The organism is Mycobacterium talmoniae (genome assembly GCF_001854525.1).
GTDB lineage: Bacteria > Actinomycetota > Actinomycetes > Mycobacteriales > Mycobacteriaceae > Mycobacterium > Mycobacterium talmoniae.
In genome coordinates, this window is record NZ_MLQM01000142.1 from 1 (window position 1) to 14,328 (window position 14,328).

Annotated in this window: 14 protein-coding genes and 2 pseudogenes; 5 read left to right on the forward strand and 11 right to left on the reverse strand. The window is 69.9% G+C overall.

Annotation, left to right across the window (positions count from 1 at the left end; genetic code table 11):
* The 3 genes and pseudogenes from BKN37_RS20535 to BKN37_RS20545 form a co-directional block, all read right to left on the reverse strand.
* Nucleotides 1–724, reverse strand: a 724-nt coding sequence (locus BKN37_RS20535; RefSeq protein WP_207547274.1) for an acyl-CoA dehydrogenase family protein, incomplete at its 3' end; no start/stop codon positions are given.
* 15 nt (nt 725–739) lie between these two features.
* Nucleotides 740–1,246, reverse strand: a complete 507-nt coding sequence (gene purE / locus BKN37_RS20540; protein ID WP_071028809.1) for a 5-(carboxyamino)imidazole ribonucleotide mutase — start codon at nt 1,244–1,246, stop codon at nt 740–742.
* Nucleotides 1,244–2,549 (reverse strand): annotated as a pseudogene (locus BKN37_RS20545) (5-(carboxyamino)imidazole ribonucleotide synthase); the annotation flags it as partial. The gene purE and the pseudogene BKN37_RS20545, both read right to left, overlap by 3 nt.
* Before the next feature lie 97 nt (nt 2,550–2,646).
* Between BKN37_RS20545 and BKN37_RS20550 the strand changes: the two are divergent.
* A complete protein-coding gene (locus tag BKN37_RS20550) occupies nt 2,647–3,306 on the forward strand; it encodes a GtrA family protein (protein ID WP_071028811.1) in 660 nt (219 codons plus the stop codon).
* Here BKN37_RS20550 and BKN37_RS20555 read toward each other — a convergent pair.
* From BKN37_RS20555 to BKN37_RS20580, 6 genes are all read right to left on the reverse strand, one after another.
* A complete protein-coding gene (locus BKN37_RS20555; protein ID WP_071028812.1) occupies nt 3,261–3,779 on the reverse strand; it encodes a PH domain-containing protein in 519 nt (172 codons plus the stop codon). The genes BKN37_RS20550 and BKN37_RS20555 overlap by 46 nt on opposite strands.
* Before the next feature lie 9 nt (nt 3,780–3,788).
* Nucleotides 3,789–4,586, reverse strand: a complete 798-nt coding sequence (locus BKN37_RS20560; protein WP_071028813.1) for a biotin--[acetyl-CoA-carboxylase] ligase — start codon at nt 4,584–4,586, stop codon at nt 3,789–3,791.
* A 390-nt stretch (nt 4,587–4,976) separates the two neighbouring features.
* Entirely contained in the window at nt 4,977–6,059 is a 1,083-nt protein-coding gene (locus BKN37_RS20565; protein ID WP_071028814.1) for a 3-ketosteroid-9-alpha-monooxygenase, oxygenase component, read from the reverse strand.
* A gap of 26 nt (nt 6,060–6,085) precedes the next feature.
* Nucleotides 6,086–7,750: a steroid-22-oyl-CoA synthetase gene (gene casI / locus BKN37_RS20570; protein WP_071028815.1), complete on the reverse strand. Its 1,665-nt coding sequence runs from the start codon at nt 7,748–7,750 to the stop codon at nt 6,086–6,088.
* Complete coding sequence (locus BKN37_RS20575; RefSeq protein ID WP_071028816.1) at nt 7,751–8,305, reverse strand: hypothetical protein; 555 nt, start codon at nt 8,303–8,305, stop codon at nt 7,751–7,753. It lies immediately after the preceding gene.
* Between the two features lie 83 nt (nt 8,306–8,388).
* Nucleotides 8,389–9,534 carry a PucR family transcriptional regulator gene (locus BKN37_RS20580; RefSeq protein ID WP_095407155.1) on the reverse strand — a complete coding sequence of 382 codons (1,146 nt, stop codon included), beginning with the start codon at nt 9,532–9,534 and terminating at the stop codon, nt 8,389–8,391.
* Nucleotides 9,535–9,681: 147 nt separating this feature from the next.
* On the opposite strand from BKN37_RS20580, the gene BKN37_RS20585 reads away from it, so the two are divergent.
* Complete coding sequence (locus BKN37_RS20585) at nt 9,682–10,635, forward strand: alpha/beta hydrolase (RefSeq protein ID WP_071028822.1); 954 nt, start codon at nt 9,682–9,684, stop codon at nt 10,633–10,635.
* On the opposite strand, the gene ligD is transcribed toward BKN37_RS20585, so the two are convergent.
* Both ligD and BKN37_RS20595 read right to left on the reverse strand, forming a co-directional pair.
* Nucleotides 10,632–11,528 (reverse strand): non-homologous end-joining DNA ligase, encoded by an 897-nt coding sequence (gene ligD, locus BKN37_RS20590; RefSeq protein WP_071028818.1) that lies wholly within the window; start codon nt 11,526–11,528, stop codon nt 10,632–10,634. The genes BKN37_RS20585 and ligD overlap by 4 nt on opposite strands.
* Complete coding sequence (locus BKN37_RS20595) at nt 11,525–12,085, reverse strand: DNA polymerase ligase N-terminal domain-containing protein (protein WP_071028819.1); 561 nt, start codon at nt 12,083–12,085, stop codon at nt 11,525–11,527. The genes ligD and BKN37_RS20595 overlap by 4 nt, the downstream gene beginning before the upstream one ends.
* Nucleotides 12,086–12,186: 101 nt before the next feature.
* On the opposite strand from BKN37_RS20595, the gene BKN37_RS20600 reads away from it, so the two are divergent.
* From BKN37_RS20600 to BKN37_RS27990, 3 genes and pseudogenes are all read left to right on the forward strand, one after another.
* Nucleotides 12,187–13,836 carry an acyl-CoA carboxylase subunit beta gene (locus BKN37_RS20600; RefSeq protein ID WP_071028820.1) on the forward strand — a complete coding sequence of 550 codons (1,650 nt, stop codon included), beginning with the start codon at nt 12,187–12,189 and terminating at the stop codon, nt 13,834–13,836.
* A gap of 34 nt (nt 13,837–13,870) precedes the next feature.
* The gene (locus BKN37_RS20605) at nt 13,871–14,101 is read left to right on the forward strand and encodes an acyl-CoA carboxylase subunit epsilon (RefSeq protein ID WP_071028821.1); all 231 of its coding nucleotides are present in this window, start codon (nt 13,871–13,873) and stop codon (nt 14,099–14,101) included.
* Between the two features lie 6 nt (nt 14,102–14,107).
* Nucleotides 14,108–14,245, forward strand: a pseudogene (locus BKN37_RS27990) (septum formation inhibitor Maf); the annotation flags it as partial.
* Between the last annotated feature and the right edge of the window lie 83 nt (nt 14,246–14,328).

Genomic DNA, 14,328 nt, shown 5'->3' on the forward strand with positions numbered 1-14,328 from the left:
TAAACCCGCTGCCCGGCTCCCCAATCATCCGATCCCCCGGAATGCGGCAGTTCTCGAAATACAACTCGGTGGTCGGCGACCCCTTGATCCCCAGCTTGTGCTCCTTAGGCCCCACCGAGAAGCCCTCGTCGTCGCGGTGCACCATGAACGCCGAGATCCCGTTGGCATCCAGATCCGGGTCGGTCACCGCCATCACCGTGTACCACGTCGACTTACCGCCATTGGTGATCCAGCACTTGGACCCGTTCAGAATCCAGTCATCCCCATCGGCCTTCGCGCGGGTGCGCATCGCCGCCGCATCGCTACCGGCCTCCCGCTCCGAGAGCGCATAAGAGGCCATCGCCTCCCCCGACGCCAACGACGGCAACACCTGCGCCTTAAGCTCCTGCGACCCGCTCAAAATCAGGCCCATCGTGCCCAACTTGTTGACCGCCGGAATCAACGACGCCGACGCGTCCACCCGCGCCACTTCCTCGATCACAATGCACGCGGCCACCGAATCCGCGCCCTGCCCCCCGTACTCCTCGGGCACATGCACCGCATTAAACCCCGACGCGTTCAACGCCGCCAACGCCTCCTCGGGAAACCGGGCCCGCTCATCAACATCCTTGGCATACGGCGCGATCTCCTTCTCCGCCAACGCCCGAATCGCCGCCCGAAGCTCATCGTGCTCCTCCGGCAACCGGAACACATCAAACGACGGATTCCCACCCCACCCAGACATCTTGCCCTCCTTAAGCTACTCGCCGGTAACTTTACCCTGCAGTGCCGCGTCCTTAGCCAGCACGGTGTCGGCCAGCTGATCCTGGAACGCCGTCATCCGGGCGCGCAGCGCCGCGTCCGAGGAGCCGAGGATGCGCACCGCCAGCAGGCCCGCGTTGCGGGCCCCGCCGATGGACACGGTGGCCACCGGAACCCCGGCCGGCATCTGCACGATGGACAGCAGCGAATCCAGCCCGTCCAGCCGCGCCAACGGTACCGGCACCCCGATCACCGGCAGCGGCGTGGCCGAGGCGACCATGCCGGGCAGGTGCGCGGCGCCGCCGGCGCCGGCGATGATCACCTCGATGCCGCGGTCGGCCGCCCCGCGCGCATAGTCGAACATCCGTTGCGGGGTGCGGTGCGCCGAGACCACCCCGACCTCGAACGGCACGTCGAATTCGGCCAGCGCGACCGCGGCGTCTTCCATCACCGACCAGTCGCTGTCGCTGCCCATGATCACGCCGACGCGCGGCTGCGGGGTCATGCGCCGCTCCTCCTCATCGCTTCGGCCCCCTCGGCGCTGCGCGCCTGGGGGTGCCCCCACTGCATCGTCGCCGGCGCGGGGGTCATTGATGCGGGTCCCATCCGTCGGTCCACTCTGCGTGCGATAACCAGTGTGCCGCCAGTTCGGCCCGTTCGCGCAGGTTCACGCACTCCTCCGGGCTGGTACCGAGCAGGTTGATGTGGCCGATCTTGCGGCCCGGACGCTCGCCCTTGCCGTACAGGTGGACCCGCGCGTCGGGCAGCCGGGCGAACAGGTGGTGCAGCCGCTCGTCGATGGTCATCGTCGGGGTCTGCGGGGCGCCCAGCACGTTGGCCATCACCGTCAGCGGCACGGTGGCGTCGGTGTCGCCGAGCGGGTAGTCCAGCACCGCCCGCAGGTGCTGCTCGAACTGGCTGGTGACCGCGCCGTCCATGGTCCAGTGCCCGGAGTTGTGCGGCCGCATCGCCAGCTCGTTGACCAGCAGTTCGCCGTCGGTGGTTTCGAACAGTTCGACGGCCAGCACGCCGACCACGCCGAGTTCGTCGGCCAGCCGCAGCGCCAGCTGCTGCGCCTGCGCGGCGCGCGGCTCGGGCAGGTCCGGCGCCGGGGCGATCACCACCACGCAGATCCCGTCTTGTTGCACTGTCTCCACCACCGGCCACGCCGCGCCCTGACCGAACGGCGACCGCGCCACCAGCGCCGCCAGTTCGCGGCGCATCGCGACCCGCTCCTCGACCACCGCGGCCACCCCCGAAGACAGGTAGCGTTCGGCGGCCGCGCGGGCGGCGGCCGCGTCGTCGGCCATCGCCACCCCGCGACCGTCGTATCCGCCGCGGGCGGCCTTGACCACCACCGGGCCGCCGACCTGGGCGACGAGGGCGTCCACCGCGTCCAGGTCGTCGAGGCGCTCGATTCCGGCGTAGCGCGGCACCGGCGCGCCGAGCGCCTCCAGCCGGCGGCGCATGACGAGTTTGTCCTGGGCGTGCACCAGCGCCTGCGGCGGCGGCGCGACGTTGACGCCCTCGGCGACCAGCTTGTCCAGCAGCTCGGTGGGGACGTGCTCGTGGTCGAAGGTCAACGCGTGCGCCCCGTCGGCGGCGCGGCGCAGGTCGTCTAGGTCGGTGTGGGAGCCGATCACCACATCGGGGGTGACCTGGGCGGCGGGGTCGTCGGCGTCGACGGCCAGCACCCGCAGGGTCTGACCCAGGGCGATCGCGGCCTGATGGGTCATCCGGGCGAGCTGACCGCCGCCGATCATGGCGACCAAGGGCGGAACGGTGGGGGGACGCGACACGACAAACATGGTGTCATGGCGGGCGACCGCAGCCGGCCACGGCTATTTGACGGCGGTGCCACCGTTGTTACGCACGGGTAGGCCGAAGTACGTAGGATGGCGTGTTGTGTCATTCACCGACGCCACGATTTCACGCCTGCCAGGGCCGATCCGCCCACTGGCCGAGCGTCATCATGAGCTGATCAAGTTCGCCATCGTCGGCGGGACCACCTTCGTCATCGACTCGGCGCTGTTCTACACGCTGAAGCTGACGATCCTCGAGCCCAAGCCGGTTACCGCGAAAGTCATCTCCGGCATTGTCGCGGTGATCGCGTCCTACATCCTGAACCGGGAGTGGAGTTTCAAGGACCGCGGTGGCCGGGAGCGTCATCACGAGGCGCTGTTGTTCTTCGCGTTCAGCGGGGTCGGCGTGCTGCTGTCCATGGCGCCGCTGTGGTTCTCCAGCTACGTGCTGCAGCTGCGGGTTCCGACGGTATCGCTGACGGTGGAGAACATCGCCGACTTCATCTCGGCCTACATCATCGGCAATCTGCTACAGATGGCGTTTAGGTTCTGGGCGTTTAGGCGCTGGGTGTTCCCCGACGAGTGCGGCCGCAACCCGGATAAGGCGCTGGAGTCGCTGACCGCCGGCGGGATGGCCGAGGTGTTGCACGACAACCTCGAAAACGGCGGCTCGGTCACGCTGCTGCGGGGCTGGCGGTCCCGCCGGAACCGGCTCGCTCAGCTGGGCGATTCCTCGGACCCCAGGGTGTCGAAGACCTCGTGATACAGCAGCGCGTGGACCTGCTCCACCCGCGGAATGTCGTGGAACTCTAACGGATCTTGCGCCGCTGACTCGATGATCAGGGTGCCGGTGCGCAACATCCGGTCGATCAGGCGGTGGGTGAACTCCACGCTGTTGATCCGAGCCAGCGGGATGTCGATGCCGCTGCGGGTCAACACCCCGTGCCGATACATCACCCGCCGGTCGGTGATCACGAAATGGGTGGTGAGCCAGCCCAGAAACGGCCCGGCCGACAGCCAGCCGACCACCACCACCCAGATCACGCCGATCACCGCGAAGATGACGTTTTTGGCGGTGGGGTCCCAGGCCCGGGTGCTGACGAACCCGGCGGCGAACGCCGCCAGCGCGCTGGCCAGCAGCAGCACCAGCACCGCCCCGATCAGGCGCTTCCAGTGCGGATGCCGGTGCAGCACCACCTGCTCATCGTTGGCCAGGACGTTCTCCGGATAGCCCACGGCTGCACCTTAAACGCCGGGACGCAGATGCGTGACGTCCCCGGCCGACACCGTCTCCACGCCCGCTCCGGTGTCGATGCGCAGTCGTCCCAGCTCGTCGATCGCCTCGGCGATGCCCTCGATCTGCCGGTCGCCGGGCATGCTGGCCCGTACCCGGGTGCCCAGGGTGGCGCTGTAGCGCCGGTAGTCGGCCCGCAGCGCTTCGTCGGCGCCGCCGGCGCTGCGCCACGCGTCGATCCGCGCGGCCAGCTGTCGCAGCACCGCCGCGGCCAGCGCCGTGCGGTCGGCGGCCACCCCCAGCATGGTCAGCGACGTGGCCGCGGTGTGCTCGGGCGCCTCGGCGGCGGTCATCGTCGCGTTGAGGCCCAGGCCGATCACGATCACCGGGTTGGGCGCGGCCACCTCGGCGAGAATCCCGGCCAGTTTGCCGTCCCCGACGACGACGTCGTTGGGCCATTTCAGGCCGGCGTCGATCCCGGCGACCTGGCCCAGCGCGTCGGCCACCGCGACCCCGGTGGCCAGTGTCAGCCAGCCCCATCCGGTGGTCGGGACCGCGGCCGCGCCCACCCCGACCGACAGCGCCACCTGGCTGCGCGGCGGGGTCGACCACTGCCGATCGTGCCGGCCCCGGCCGGAGGTCTGGTGTTCGGCCAGCAGCACCGCCCCGTCGATGTCCTCGCCGGCGGCGGCCCGGGCCAGCAGGTCGGCGTTGGTGGATCCGGTTTCCTCGACCACGTCGAGCCGGCGCCACGGCCCGACCAGCTGTTCGCGCAGCGCGGCGGTGTCGAGCGGGGGGTGGGCGTCCATGTCCAGCCAGCCTACTGATGCCGGTGGTGGCGTGGACAGGTTGCCGCGTCCAGGTCGGCAATCCCACCCGCCACACGGGTCACGGCGGAGGTACATATGTGCGTGCGTCCGCGTCTGAGCGACAACACCGACGCCGGTAATGGCGTTGATCGCTCCGGTGTCGACGCGAGGGCCACGTTGACGCTGCGCCTATGGCGCAGAAGGTCGAGTGGCTTGCGCCCTGAACGCAGAATCAACGACGGGCGAACACCGTTTTGTCGCTGAGACGCGGACGCATCGCCATATGGGGCCGTGGCCGTGACGCGTGCGACCGGCGGGCCGGCCGTGACGCGTATGACCGGCGGGCCGGCCGTGACGCGTGTGACAGGCGGGCCCGATGGGTGCCGGCCCCTACGGGCGCCCCGCCAGGTTCGCGGCGACCTCGCGCTCCCACACCCCGAACGCGTGGGTGGTGTCGACCTCCACCTCGAACCGGTCGGTCATGTCGGCGGTGACGTCGGCGAGGTCGACGTAGAACTGCTGATACCAGCGGCGATGCTGGTAAACCGGGCCGTCTTCCTCGGTCAGCAGCGGGTTGTCGATGCGGGTCTTGTGTTTCCAGATCTCGACGTCTTCGAGGAACCCGTCCCCGAAGGACCGGCTCATCGCCGCGGCGAGTTTGGCGGCCTTGTCCGGCGGCAGCCCGGGCATGTTCTGCACCGCGACGCCCCACTGCAGCACGAACGAGTTGTGCGTGACCGGGTAGTGGCAGTTGATCAGCGCGATCTCCACGGTGAAATCCGGTCCCAGGTCGTTGTGCAGCCAGTTGATCATGTAGGCCGGCCCGAAGTAGGTGGCCTCCGACCGCAGATAGGTGCCCTCCCACAGCTTGTCGTAGCCGGCACCGTCGGGGCGCGGCCGCGATTCCATGAACTGGCTGGCGGTGTGGCCCTCGATCACGTTTTTGAAGTAGGTCGGGTAGGCGTGGTGGATGTAGAAGAAGTGCGCCATGTCGACGTTGTTGTCCACGATTTCGCGGCAATGCGCGCCGTCGATGCGCACCGAGTTCCACTGCCACGGCGACCACACGCCGGCGTCGATGCCCTCAATGGCCGGCGGGGTCAGTTCCGGCGGCGGCGCCGAGCCTTCCGGGTCGTGCCACACCAGCAGCTGACCGTTGACCTCGCAGGTCGGCCAGCGGCGGGTGCGGGCAGGCCGCGGTGCCCGCTTGGCGTAGGGCACCTGCACGCAGCGCCCGGTCGCGCCCTGCCACCGCCAGTCGTGAAACGCGCACGCCAGGGTGTCGCCCTTAATCGACCCGCGAGACAGGTCGGCGCCCATATGCCGGCAGTAGCCGTCCAGCACGTGCAGCGCCCCGGCGGAGTCGGCGAACACCACCAGCCGGGTGCCGAACGCGTCGACGCCGTGCGGCTGCCCGTCGCGGAACGCCTCGGTTAAGCCCAGGCAGTGCCAGCCCCGGGCGAAGCGGGTCATCGGTGCGCCACTGTCGATTTCACGGATCACGGTGTTTCTCCCACCAGGTAGCGTTGCCGGCCGTGCCGGGTGAACTCGGCGTCCAGCGACCGTTTGTCGTCGTCACTCATCCGGTGATAGAGCGGTGCGTCGCGCCCCGCCCACCGATACACCGGTTCGTCGGTGTGCCACCGCTGGGCCTGCAGTTCGCGTTTGAGCACCTTGTTAGAGCCGGTGACGGGCAGGCTCTTGGACAGTCGCAGGAACCGCGGAATGCCCTTGCGGCCCAAGTCTTGTTGGCCGCCCAAGTAGTCGGCGAACTCGGCGGTGTCGAAGCCGTCGGGGTCGGCGACCTCGACGGCGGCCATCACCTGATCCCCCGAGCGGGGGTCGGGCACCGCGTACACCGCGGCGGTGATCACCGCCGGATGGCGGCGCAGCACCCGCTCGATGGTCAGCGCCGAGGTGTTCTCGCCGTCCACCCGGATCCAGTCGCCGCGGCGCCCGGCGAAGTACAGGAATCCGGCCGCATCCAGGTAGCCGAGGTCACCGGTCCAATACCAGCCGTGGCGGATCCGCTCGGCGTCGGCGGCGTCGTTTTTGTAGTAGCCCTCGAAGGACAGCGACCCGGCCTTGTCGACGATCTCGCCGACGGCGGCGTCGGAATTCAGCACCCGGCCGTGCTCGTCGAAAACCGCGGCGACGCAATCGGTCAACGTGTCCGGGTCCACCACCGCCACCCCGGGATGCGCGGGGCGGCCCAGCGCGCCGGGCGGCGCGTCCGGGTCGTGGGCGACCGCGCCACCACCCTCGCTGGAGCCGTAGCCCTCGTACAGTTCGGCGGCGAACCGGCGACGAAACTCCGCCTGGTCGTCCGGGGACGCCTCGGTGCCGAACCCGCGGACCAGCGTGTTGTCGGCGTCGTCGGGGTGTTCCGGGGTGGCCATCAGATACGCCAGCGCCTTGCCGACGTAGGTGAAGAACGTCGCGCCGAAATAGCGCACGTCGGGCAGAAACCGGGACGCCGAAAACGTCGGCGTCAGACACACGGTGGCGCCGTTGGCCAGCGCCGGGGCCCACAGCGCCATCAACGCGTTGCCGTGAAACAGCGGCATGCAGCAGTAGTCGACGTCGTCACGCACGTGGCCGAACTTCGCGGTGGCCATCTCGGCGATCCGGGCCAACCGGCCCTGGCTGCACTTGACCGCCTTGGATGCGCCGGTGGTTCCGGAGGTGAACAGCAACAACAGCAGCGACCGCTCCCCGACTCCGGGGGCGACGGCGGGTTCGCCGCGGTGAGCGTCAACACGCCGCTGGTAGTCGGGGTCGTCGACGACCAGGAACCGGTCCGGGCCCAGCGGAACGTCCAGGGCAGCCAGCCGCTGCATCCCGCCGGTGTCGGTGACGATCAATTGGCAGTCGGCGTGGGCGATCTCGGCCGCCAGCTCGGCCGCACCCCGGGTGGGATTGATGCCCACCACCGTCGCACCGGCCAGGGCCGCGCCGCCCAGCCAGAACACGAAGTCGGGCACGTTGTCCAGCAGCACCCCGATGTGAATCGGGCCGTCGCGGCGCAGCGCCGACGCCAGCGCGCCGCGGGCGGCGGATTCGCGGACCACCTCGTCCCAGGTCCAGTCCCGGTCCCGGGTGCGCAGCCCGAGGTGCGCGTCGCCGAGCCGGTCGAGCAGCATCGTCGCGATGTCGGTACGCATTCAGGCCGGCGCGTGAACGAGATCGAGGTACTGCTGCGGGAGGTCCTCCCGGGCCACGGGGGTCACGCTGCGCACGCCGGCGAAGTAGGAATCCTCACCGACGATCTTGCCGCTGGCATCGATCGGCCACAGCAGCACCTGCCGGTACACCACCAGGTAGTCGGCGTCAGGATCCTCGACTTCCACTCCCAGGATGGCGGTCGCCAGGGCGCCCGGGTACAGCTGCTTCATGTCCCCTTCGGTGACCACGCAGTCGTCGTCGACCACCAGGCGGTCGATCGCGAACTCCAACACGTTGGTGTGGGTCGCCATGAAGTTCATGTAGTAGGTGCGCACGCCGTCGGTGGTCTTCGGGCCGACATCGGCACCGCCCATCCAGAAGTGGTAATCCGGCGCGGCGCTCAGCGTCCCCATCACCCGGTCGAGGTCCGGCGCGGCTTCGCCCTTCATGTGCTCGATCACCACTTCCAGCGCGGCCCGATGGCGCTGGTCGGTGGTCACGGCCAACCGTTTCTCCAAGGGTGCCCAGGTCCGGCTGGGGTCGATCACGGCCACGGTTGAAAACTCCTTGTCTCGGCGGTTCGGTGATCATCATCACTGCCACGGCGACCCCGGTCATCCGCCATACGTCGGCTAGCTCAGCGACTTCGGCCGACATTTGTCGGGTCGGCGCCGGTGAGCTCGGCCGACGAGAGGGCGATGCGCCGCACGACGAGCACCAGCGTGGCCGTGAACCGATCGATCGGGTCAGCCAGATCCCAGCCCATCGCCGCCTCCACATGGGCGATGCGCGCCGCGACCGTGCTGTGGTGCAGGTGCAGCTGGGCGGCGGTGCGGCGCAGCGATCCGAGTACGCAGAACGCCTCGGTGGTGTCGACGTCGTGCGCACCGGCGGGCTTCGCCGCGATCGCGTTGATCCGCGCCACATCGTGGTGCCGCAGCACCCGCTCTGATGGCAGGTCGGCGAGCAACTCCAGCACGCTCAGGCGTTCGTAGGCGACCGCCCGCCGCCCGTAATGGGTGGACGAGGCGAACCGCAGTCCCCGTTGGGCCTGCTGCCAGGACGCCGCCGCCCCGAAGACGGTGGTCCTGGCGCCGATCCCGACCCACGGACCGCGGCCGACGTGTACGGGCAGCGGCGGCGGGAACGCCGCGATGATCGCCGCGTCCAGCCGATCCGACAGGGTCCGGGCATCCTCGGAGCTGTAACACAGCAGCGCCGTGTCGGCGCCGATCGCGACCGAGCGGACCGGCTCGTCACCCAGTTCGCGCACGACGACGCGCAGCGCCTCGGCGGGCGAACCGGCCGACACCGCCAGCACCCGGACCTCGCGGGTCTCATCGAGACCGAGCAGCCGGATCGCGCGTGCCCGTTCCGCCGGTGATTGGTTGTCGGATAACACCACTTCCAGCAGCGCGGGATCCCCGATCTGCAGCGCGGCGGCCGTGCCGGTCCGCGCCATCACCCGCCGTAGCGTCCGGCGCACCCGGTCCAGCAGCACCGGGTCCAACGCCTGCTCGGGACCGCCGCGGTCCAGCCACACCGTGGGTTCGCCGTGTAGCGGCGGCAATTCGGTCGGGCTGTCCAGCCGGCCGTTGGCGTCGCAGCGGATCACCGTGCCCGACGCCCACCGCGCGCCGACCGCGCAGTCGGCCAGCGACGCGGCCGACCGCAGCACCACCTCGGCGCCGGCCGCGGACTCGTCGAGTTCGTCGAAGTGGGCCACGATGCGCAGCGCGGCCGCGGCCTCGGGGCCCAGCTCCGGGACGCCATCAACACCCACCAGCGGAGGCTACCGCCGGGGCGCCGCGCTGCACGCAATTCAGTAAACGGGTAGCCGATTTCGCGCCCGGGCAAACGTGAGATTACGCACGTGCCCGGCCGGCGGCCGCCGGGTATCCAGTCAGCAAACGATAAGGAGTTGATCGAGATGATCGCCCGCACCCCGGTGATCAGGCGCTGGATGCATCACCGGCACAGCCCCCAGTCGATTGCGGTGGCGCTGGCCAGCCGGTTCGTCGTGAAGAACGCGGTGCGCGCGTGGGCGGTGCAGCCGGATCTGTGGTGGCCGTTCGAGTCCGTCGACCGGTTTGCCGGGCTGCTGCCGTACCGATCCTCAGCGAAGGTCCAGCCGGTGCGGCTCGACGACTGCACCGCGGAATGGATCCGGCCGGCAAAGCGGTCCTCGCCGCGCGCGATCCTCTACCTGCACGGTGGTGCGTTTTTGACCTGTGGGCTCAACACCCACCGCGCACTGGTGACCCGGCTGTCGCGGGCCGCCGATGCGGGCGTCCTGAATGTCGCCTACCGGATGTTGCCGTCGCACCGGATCGCCGATGCCATCGACGACGGCCTCAGCGGGTTGCGCTGGTTGCTGCGCCGCGGCTACGACCCCGACCAGATCGTCGTCGCCGGCGACTCCGCGGGCGGCTACCTGGCGTTCATGACCACGCTCGCCGCGATCGACCGCAACCTGGCCACGCCGGCCGGGGTGGCGACGGTGTCGCCGCTGACCGACGCCGACCCGGACGCGAAGCTCGGTCACCGCAACGCGCGCCGGTGTGCGATGTTTCCCGGTGGGGCGCTGTCGGTGTTCGCCCGCTACCTGAGCCACCCGCAGGTGTCCTCCCCGGTGGACGCCGACCTGTCCGCGCTGCCGCCGGTGATGATCCACGCGAGCTCGGACGAATTGCTGCTGCCCGACGCCGAGCTGATGGCGCAGCGCCTGGACCGGGCCGGCGTGCGCTGCGACCTGCACCTGTGGGACGGGCAGATTCACGACTTTCCGTTGGCCGCCGACGTGCTGCCCGAAGGGCGGCGCGCGATCCGCTACATCGGCGATTTCGTCAAGGAGGTCACCGACGCGGGCGCCGCCGCGGCCTAACCGCGCAGTTTGGCCAGGCGTTGGCGGGCGCGGGTCAGCGAACGCGCATGCCGGCGCAGGTCGGCCCAGGGATCGCCGCGCTCGGACATCCGCTTGGGCACGTCGCGCAGCGTGAACCGGTCGGCCCGCATGCCGCGGGCACTCAGCTCCTCCCAGTCCAGCGGGGTGGCCACCGGCGCGCCGGGACGGGCGCGCACCGCGTAGGGCGCCACCGCCGTCTGCCCGTAGGCGTTGCGCAGCACATCCAGGTACACCCGGTCGGCGCGCTTGTCCTTGCGGACTTCCAGGGTGCGGCGCCCCGGGTCGTCGGCGACGACGAGCTCGGCGACGTCGCGGGCGAACTGCCGGACGGTGTCGAAGTCGGTGTGGCCGCGCAGGGGGGTCACCACGTGCAGCCCCCGCGAACCCGTGGTCTGCACGTACGTCGCCAGGCCCAGGTCGTCGAGGATGTCGGCCACGGCGCGGGCCGTCGCCCGCAGCACCGCGAACTCGCCGTCGGAGGGGTCCAGGTCGAACACCAGCCGATCGGGGTTGTGCAGCCGCGGCTGCCGCGATAACCACATGTGCGGGGTGATGCAGTCCTGGTTGGCCGCCCACACCAGCGCCTCGCGGCGCTGCGCGACCGGGTGCACCACGGTCGCGCCCTTTTTGCCCTTCTTGGCGACATCGGCCCGCTTCATCCAGTCCGGCAGCGACGCGGCGAAGTTCTGCTGGACGAAGCCCTCCTCGTCGATGCCGCCGGGAAACCGGGTCAGCGTCAGCGGGCGGCCCTTCAGGTGCGGCAGCATCACCGGCGCCACCTCGGCGTAGTAGTCGACCAGGTCGCCCTTGGTGATGCCGTCCGTGGGGAACAGCACCCGATCCGGGTGGGTGACCTCGACCTTGATACTCATCGCAGCTCATCCAGGGTGCGACCGGACAGCACCGACTCCGGCTGGGTGCGCAGCGGGCGGCGCCGGGCATCGGCGTCGGCGTCGGCCTTTTTCACCAGCAGCCAGGTCTCGTCGCGGCCCTGCCGGATGCGGGTGAGCGCGAAACCGCCGCGCAGCTTCTCGCCGTCTAGCTGGAAGGACAGATGCCCGCGCGCCAGGGCGTCGGCCATCTCGTGCGAGCTGTCGTTGCTGTAGCTGCCGTGATCCCAGACGATGACCGGCCCGGCGCCGTACTCGCCCTGCGGGATGACGCCTTCAAAGTCCTGGTACTCCAGCGGGTGATCCTCGGTGCGGCGGGCCATCCGCTTGTCTTTCGGGTTCACCGACGGCCCCTTGGGCGCCGCCCAGGACACCAGCACACCGTCGATCTCGAGCCGGAAGTCGTAGTGGTCGCTGCGCGCGGCGTGGTGCTGGATCACGAACCGGGGTGCGCGCCGACCCCGGCTAGCTACCGGCCGACCGCGCGGCTCGGGGCTGCGCCCGGCCGGTCGTTTTTGCCGGTATTCGCGAAGGCTCATAGCTGCCGCGTACCCGCGACCGGTAGTGCCGCAAACCCGCGCCGCACCTAGGCCCCACCGCATTCTTGGCAATTCGGTAAGAGCCGCTAAGCTCGACACCCATGACGAGCGTTACCGAGCCATCCGCACATTCAGCCGAGCCCGCCGCCGAGCACACCATCGACATCCACACGACCGCGGGCAAGTTGGCCGACCTGCGGCGACGCACTGAGGAGACCCTGCACCCGGTCGGCGAGGCCGCGGTGGAGAAGGTGCACGCCAAGGGCAAGCTGACCGCCCGGGAACGTATCTACGCGCTGCTCGACGAGGGCTCGTTCGTGGAACTCGACGCGCTGGCCAAGCACCGCAGCACCAACTTCGGGATGGGCGACAAACGTCCCCTCGGCGACGGTGTGGTCACCGGGTACGGCACCATCGACGGCCGCGAGGTGTGCATCTTCAGCCAGGACGCCACGGTTTTCGGCGGCAGCCTCGGCGAGGTGTACGGCGAGAAGATCGTCAAGGTGCAGGAGCTGGCCATCAAGACCGGCCGGCCGCTGATCGGCATCAACGACGGCGCGGGGGCCCGCATCCAGGAGGGTGTGGTGTCGCTGGGCCTGTACAGCCAGATCTTCCACAACAACATCATCGCCTCGGGCGTGATCCCGCAGATCTCGCTGATCATGGGCGCGGCCGCCGGCGGCCACGTCTACTCCCCCGCGCTCACCGACTTCGTCGTCATGGTCGACCAGACCAGCCAGATGTTCATCACCGGGCCCGACGTCATCAAGACCGTCACCGGCGAGGACGTCACCATGGAGGAGCTGGGCGGCGCCCACACCCACATGGCCAAGTCGGGCACCCTGCACTACGTCGCCTCCGGCGAGCAGGACGCCTTCGACTGGGTGCGTGACCTGCTCAGCTACCTGCCGCCCAACAACTACGCCGACCCGCCGCGCTACGCCGCGCCGGTCGCCGAGGGCCCGATCGAGGACAACCTGACCGACGAGGACCTCGAGCTCGACACGCTGATCCCGGACTCGCCGAACCAGCCGTACGACATGCACGAGGTGATCACCCGCATCCTCGACGACGACGAGTTCCTCGAGGTGCAGTCCGGCTACGCCGGCAACATCGTGGTCGGGTTCGGCCGCATCGAGGGCCGCCCGGTCGGCATCGTGGCCAACCAGCCCACCCAGTTCGCCGGCTGCCTGGACATCAACGCCTCGGAGAAGGCCGCCCGCTTCGTGCGGACCTGCGACTGCTTCAACATTCCGATCGTCATGCTGGTCGACGTGCCCGGGTTCCTGCCGGGGACCGACCAGGAGTACAACGGCATCATCCGCCGCGGCGCCAAGCTGCTGTACGCCTACGGTGAGGCCACCGTCGCCAAGATCACCGTGATCACCCGCAAGGCCTACGGCGGCGCCTACTGCGTGATGGGTTCCAAGGAGATGGGCGCCGACGTCAACGTGGCGTGGCCGACCGCGCAGATCGCGGTGATGGGCGCCTCCGGTGCGGTGGGCTTCGTCTACCGGTCGCAGCTGGCGGCCGCCGCCAAGAACGGCGAGGACGTGGACGCGCTGCGGTTGCAGCTGCAGCAGGAGTACGAGGACACCCTGGTGAACCCGTATGTGGCCGCCGAACGCGGCTACGTCGACGCGGTCATCCCGCCGTCGCACACCCGCGGGTACGTCGCCAACGCGCTGCGGCTGCTGGAACGCAAGATCGTCCAGTTGCCGCCCAAGAAGCACGGGAACATTCCCCTGTGAGTCGAGTGAGCGGAGCGAACTTGTGAGCGACGGAATGAGTGACCAGCAGGAACCGCTCCAGCCGCACCTCGAGGTGCTCAAGGGCAACCCCAGCGATGAGGAGCTGGCCGCGCTGATCGCCGTGGTCGGCAGCGCCGGCGGCGGTGCCCCCGAGCCCGGGCCCGTCGACCGCAACCTGTGGGGGCACCCGGTCGACAAGTTGCGGTACTCGATCTTCAGCTGGCAGCGCGTCACCTTGCTGGAGCGCACCCACATGCGCCGGTAGCGCCGGGTGACCCGACTGGTACTCGGGTCGGCCTCCACGGGCCGGCTGAAGGTGCTGCGCCAGGCCGGCGTCGAACCGCTGGTCGTGGTGTCGGGAGTCGACGAGGACGCCGTCACGGCGGGGCTGGGGCCCGACGGCGCGCCCCGTGCCATGGGGGGGGGGCGGGGGGGGGGCCAGGGGGGCGGGGGGGGGCGGGAGCGTCCCCCCCCGGGGGGCGGCGCGCGCGG

Bases quoted from the DNA above. Each gene is read 5' to 3' on its own strand.
- purE (WP_071028809.1), bottom strand. From the start codon at position 1,246: ATGACCCCGCAGCCGCGCGTCGGCGTGATCATGGGCAGCGACAGCGAC.
- BKN37_RS20560 (WP_071028813.1), bottom strand. From the start codon at position 4,586: ATGGACGCCCACCCCCCGCTCGACACCGCCGCGCTGCGCGAACAGCTG.
- BKN37_RS20565 (WP_071028814.1), bottom strand. From the start codon at position 6,059: ATGACCCGCTTCGCCCGGGGCTGGCACTGCCTGGGCTTAACCGAGGCG.
- casI (WP_071028815.1), bottom strand. From the start codon at position 7,750: ATGCGTACCGACATCGCGACGATGCTGCTCGACCGGCTCGGCGACGCG.
- BKN37_RS20585 (WP_071028822.1), top strand. From the start codon at position 9,682: ATGATCGCCCGCACCCCGGTGATCAGGCGCTGGATGCATCACCGGCAC.
- ligD (WP_071028818.1), bottom strand. From the start codon at position 11,528: ATGAGTATCAAGGTCGAGGTCACCCACCCGGATCGGGTGCTGTTCCCC.
- BKN37_RS20595 (WP_071028819.1), bottom strand. From the start codon at position 12,085: ATGAGCCTTCGCGAATACCGGCAAAAACGACCGGCCGGGCGCAGCCCC.
- BKN37_RS20600 (WP_071028820.1), top strand. From the start codon at position 12,187: ATGACGAGCGTTACCGAGCCATCCGCACATTCAGCCGAGCCCGCCGCC.
- BKN37_RS20605 (WP_071028821.1), top strand. From the start codon at position 13,871: ATGAGTGACCAGCAGGAACCGCTCCAGCCGCACCTCGAGGTGCTCAAG.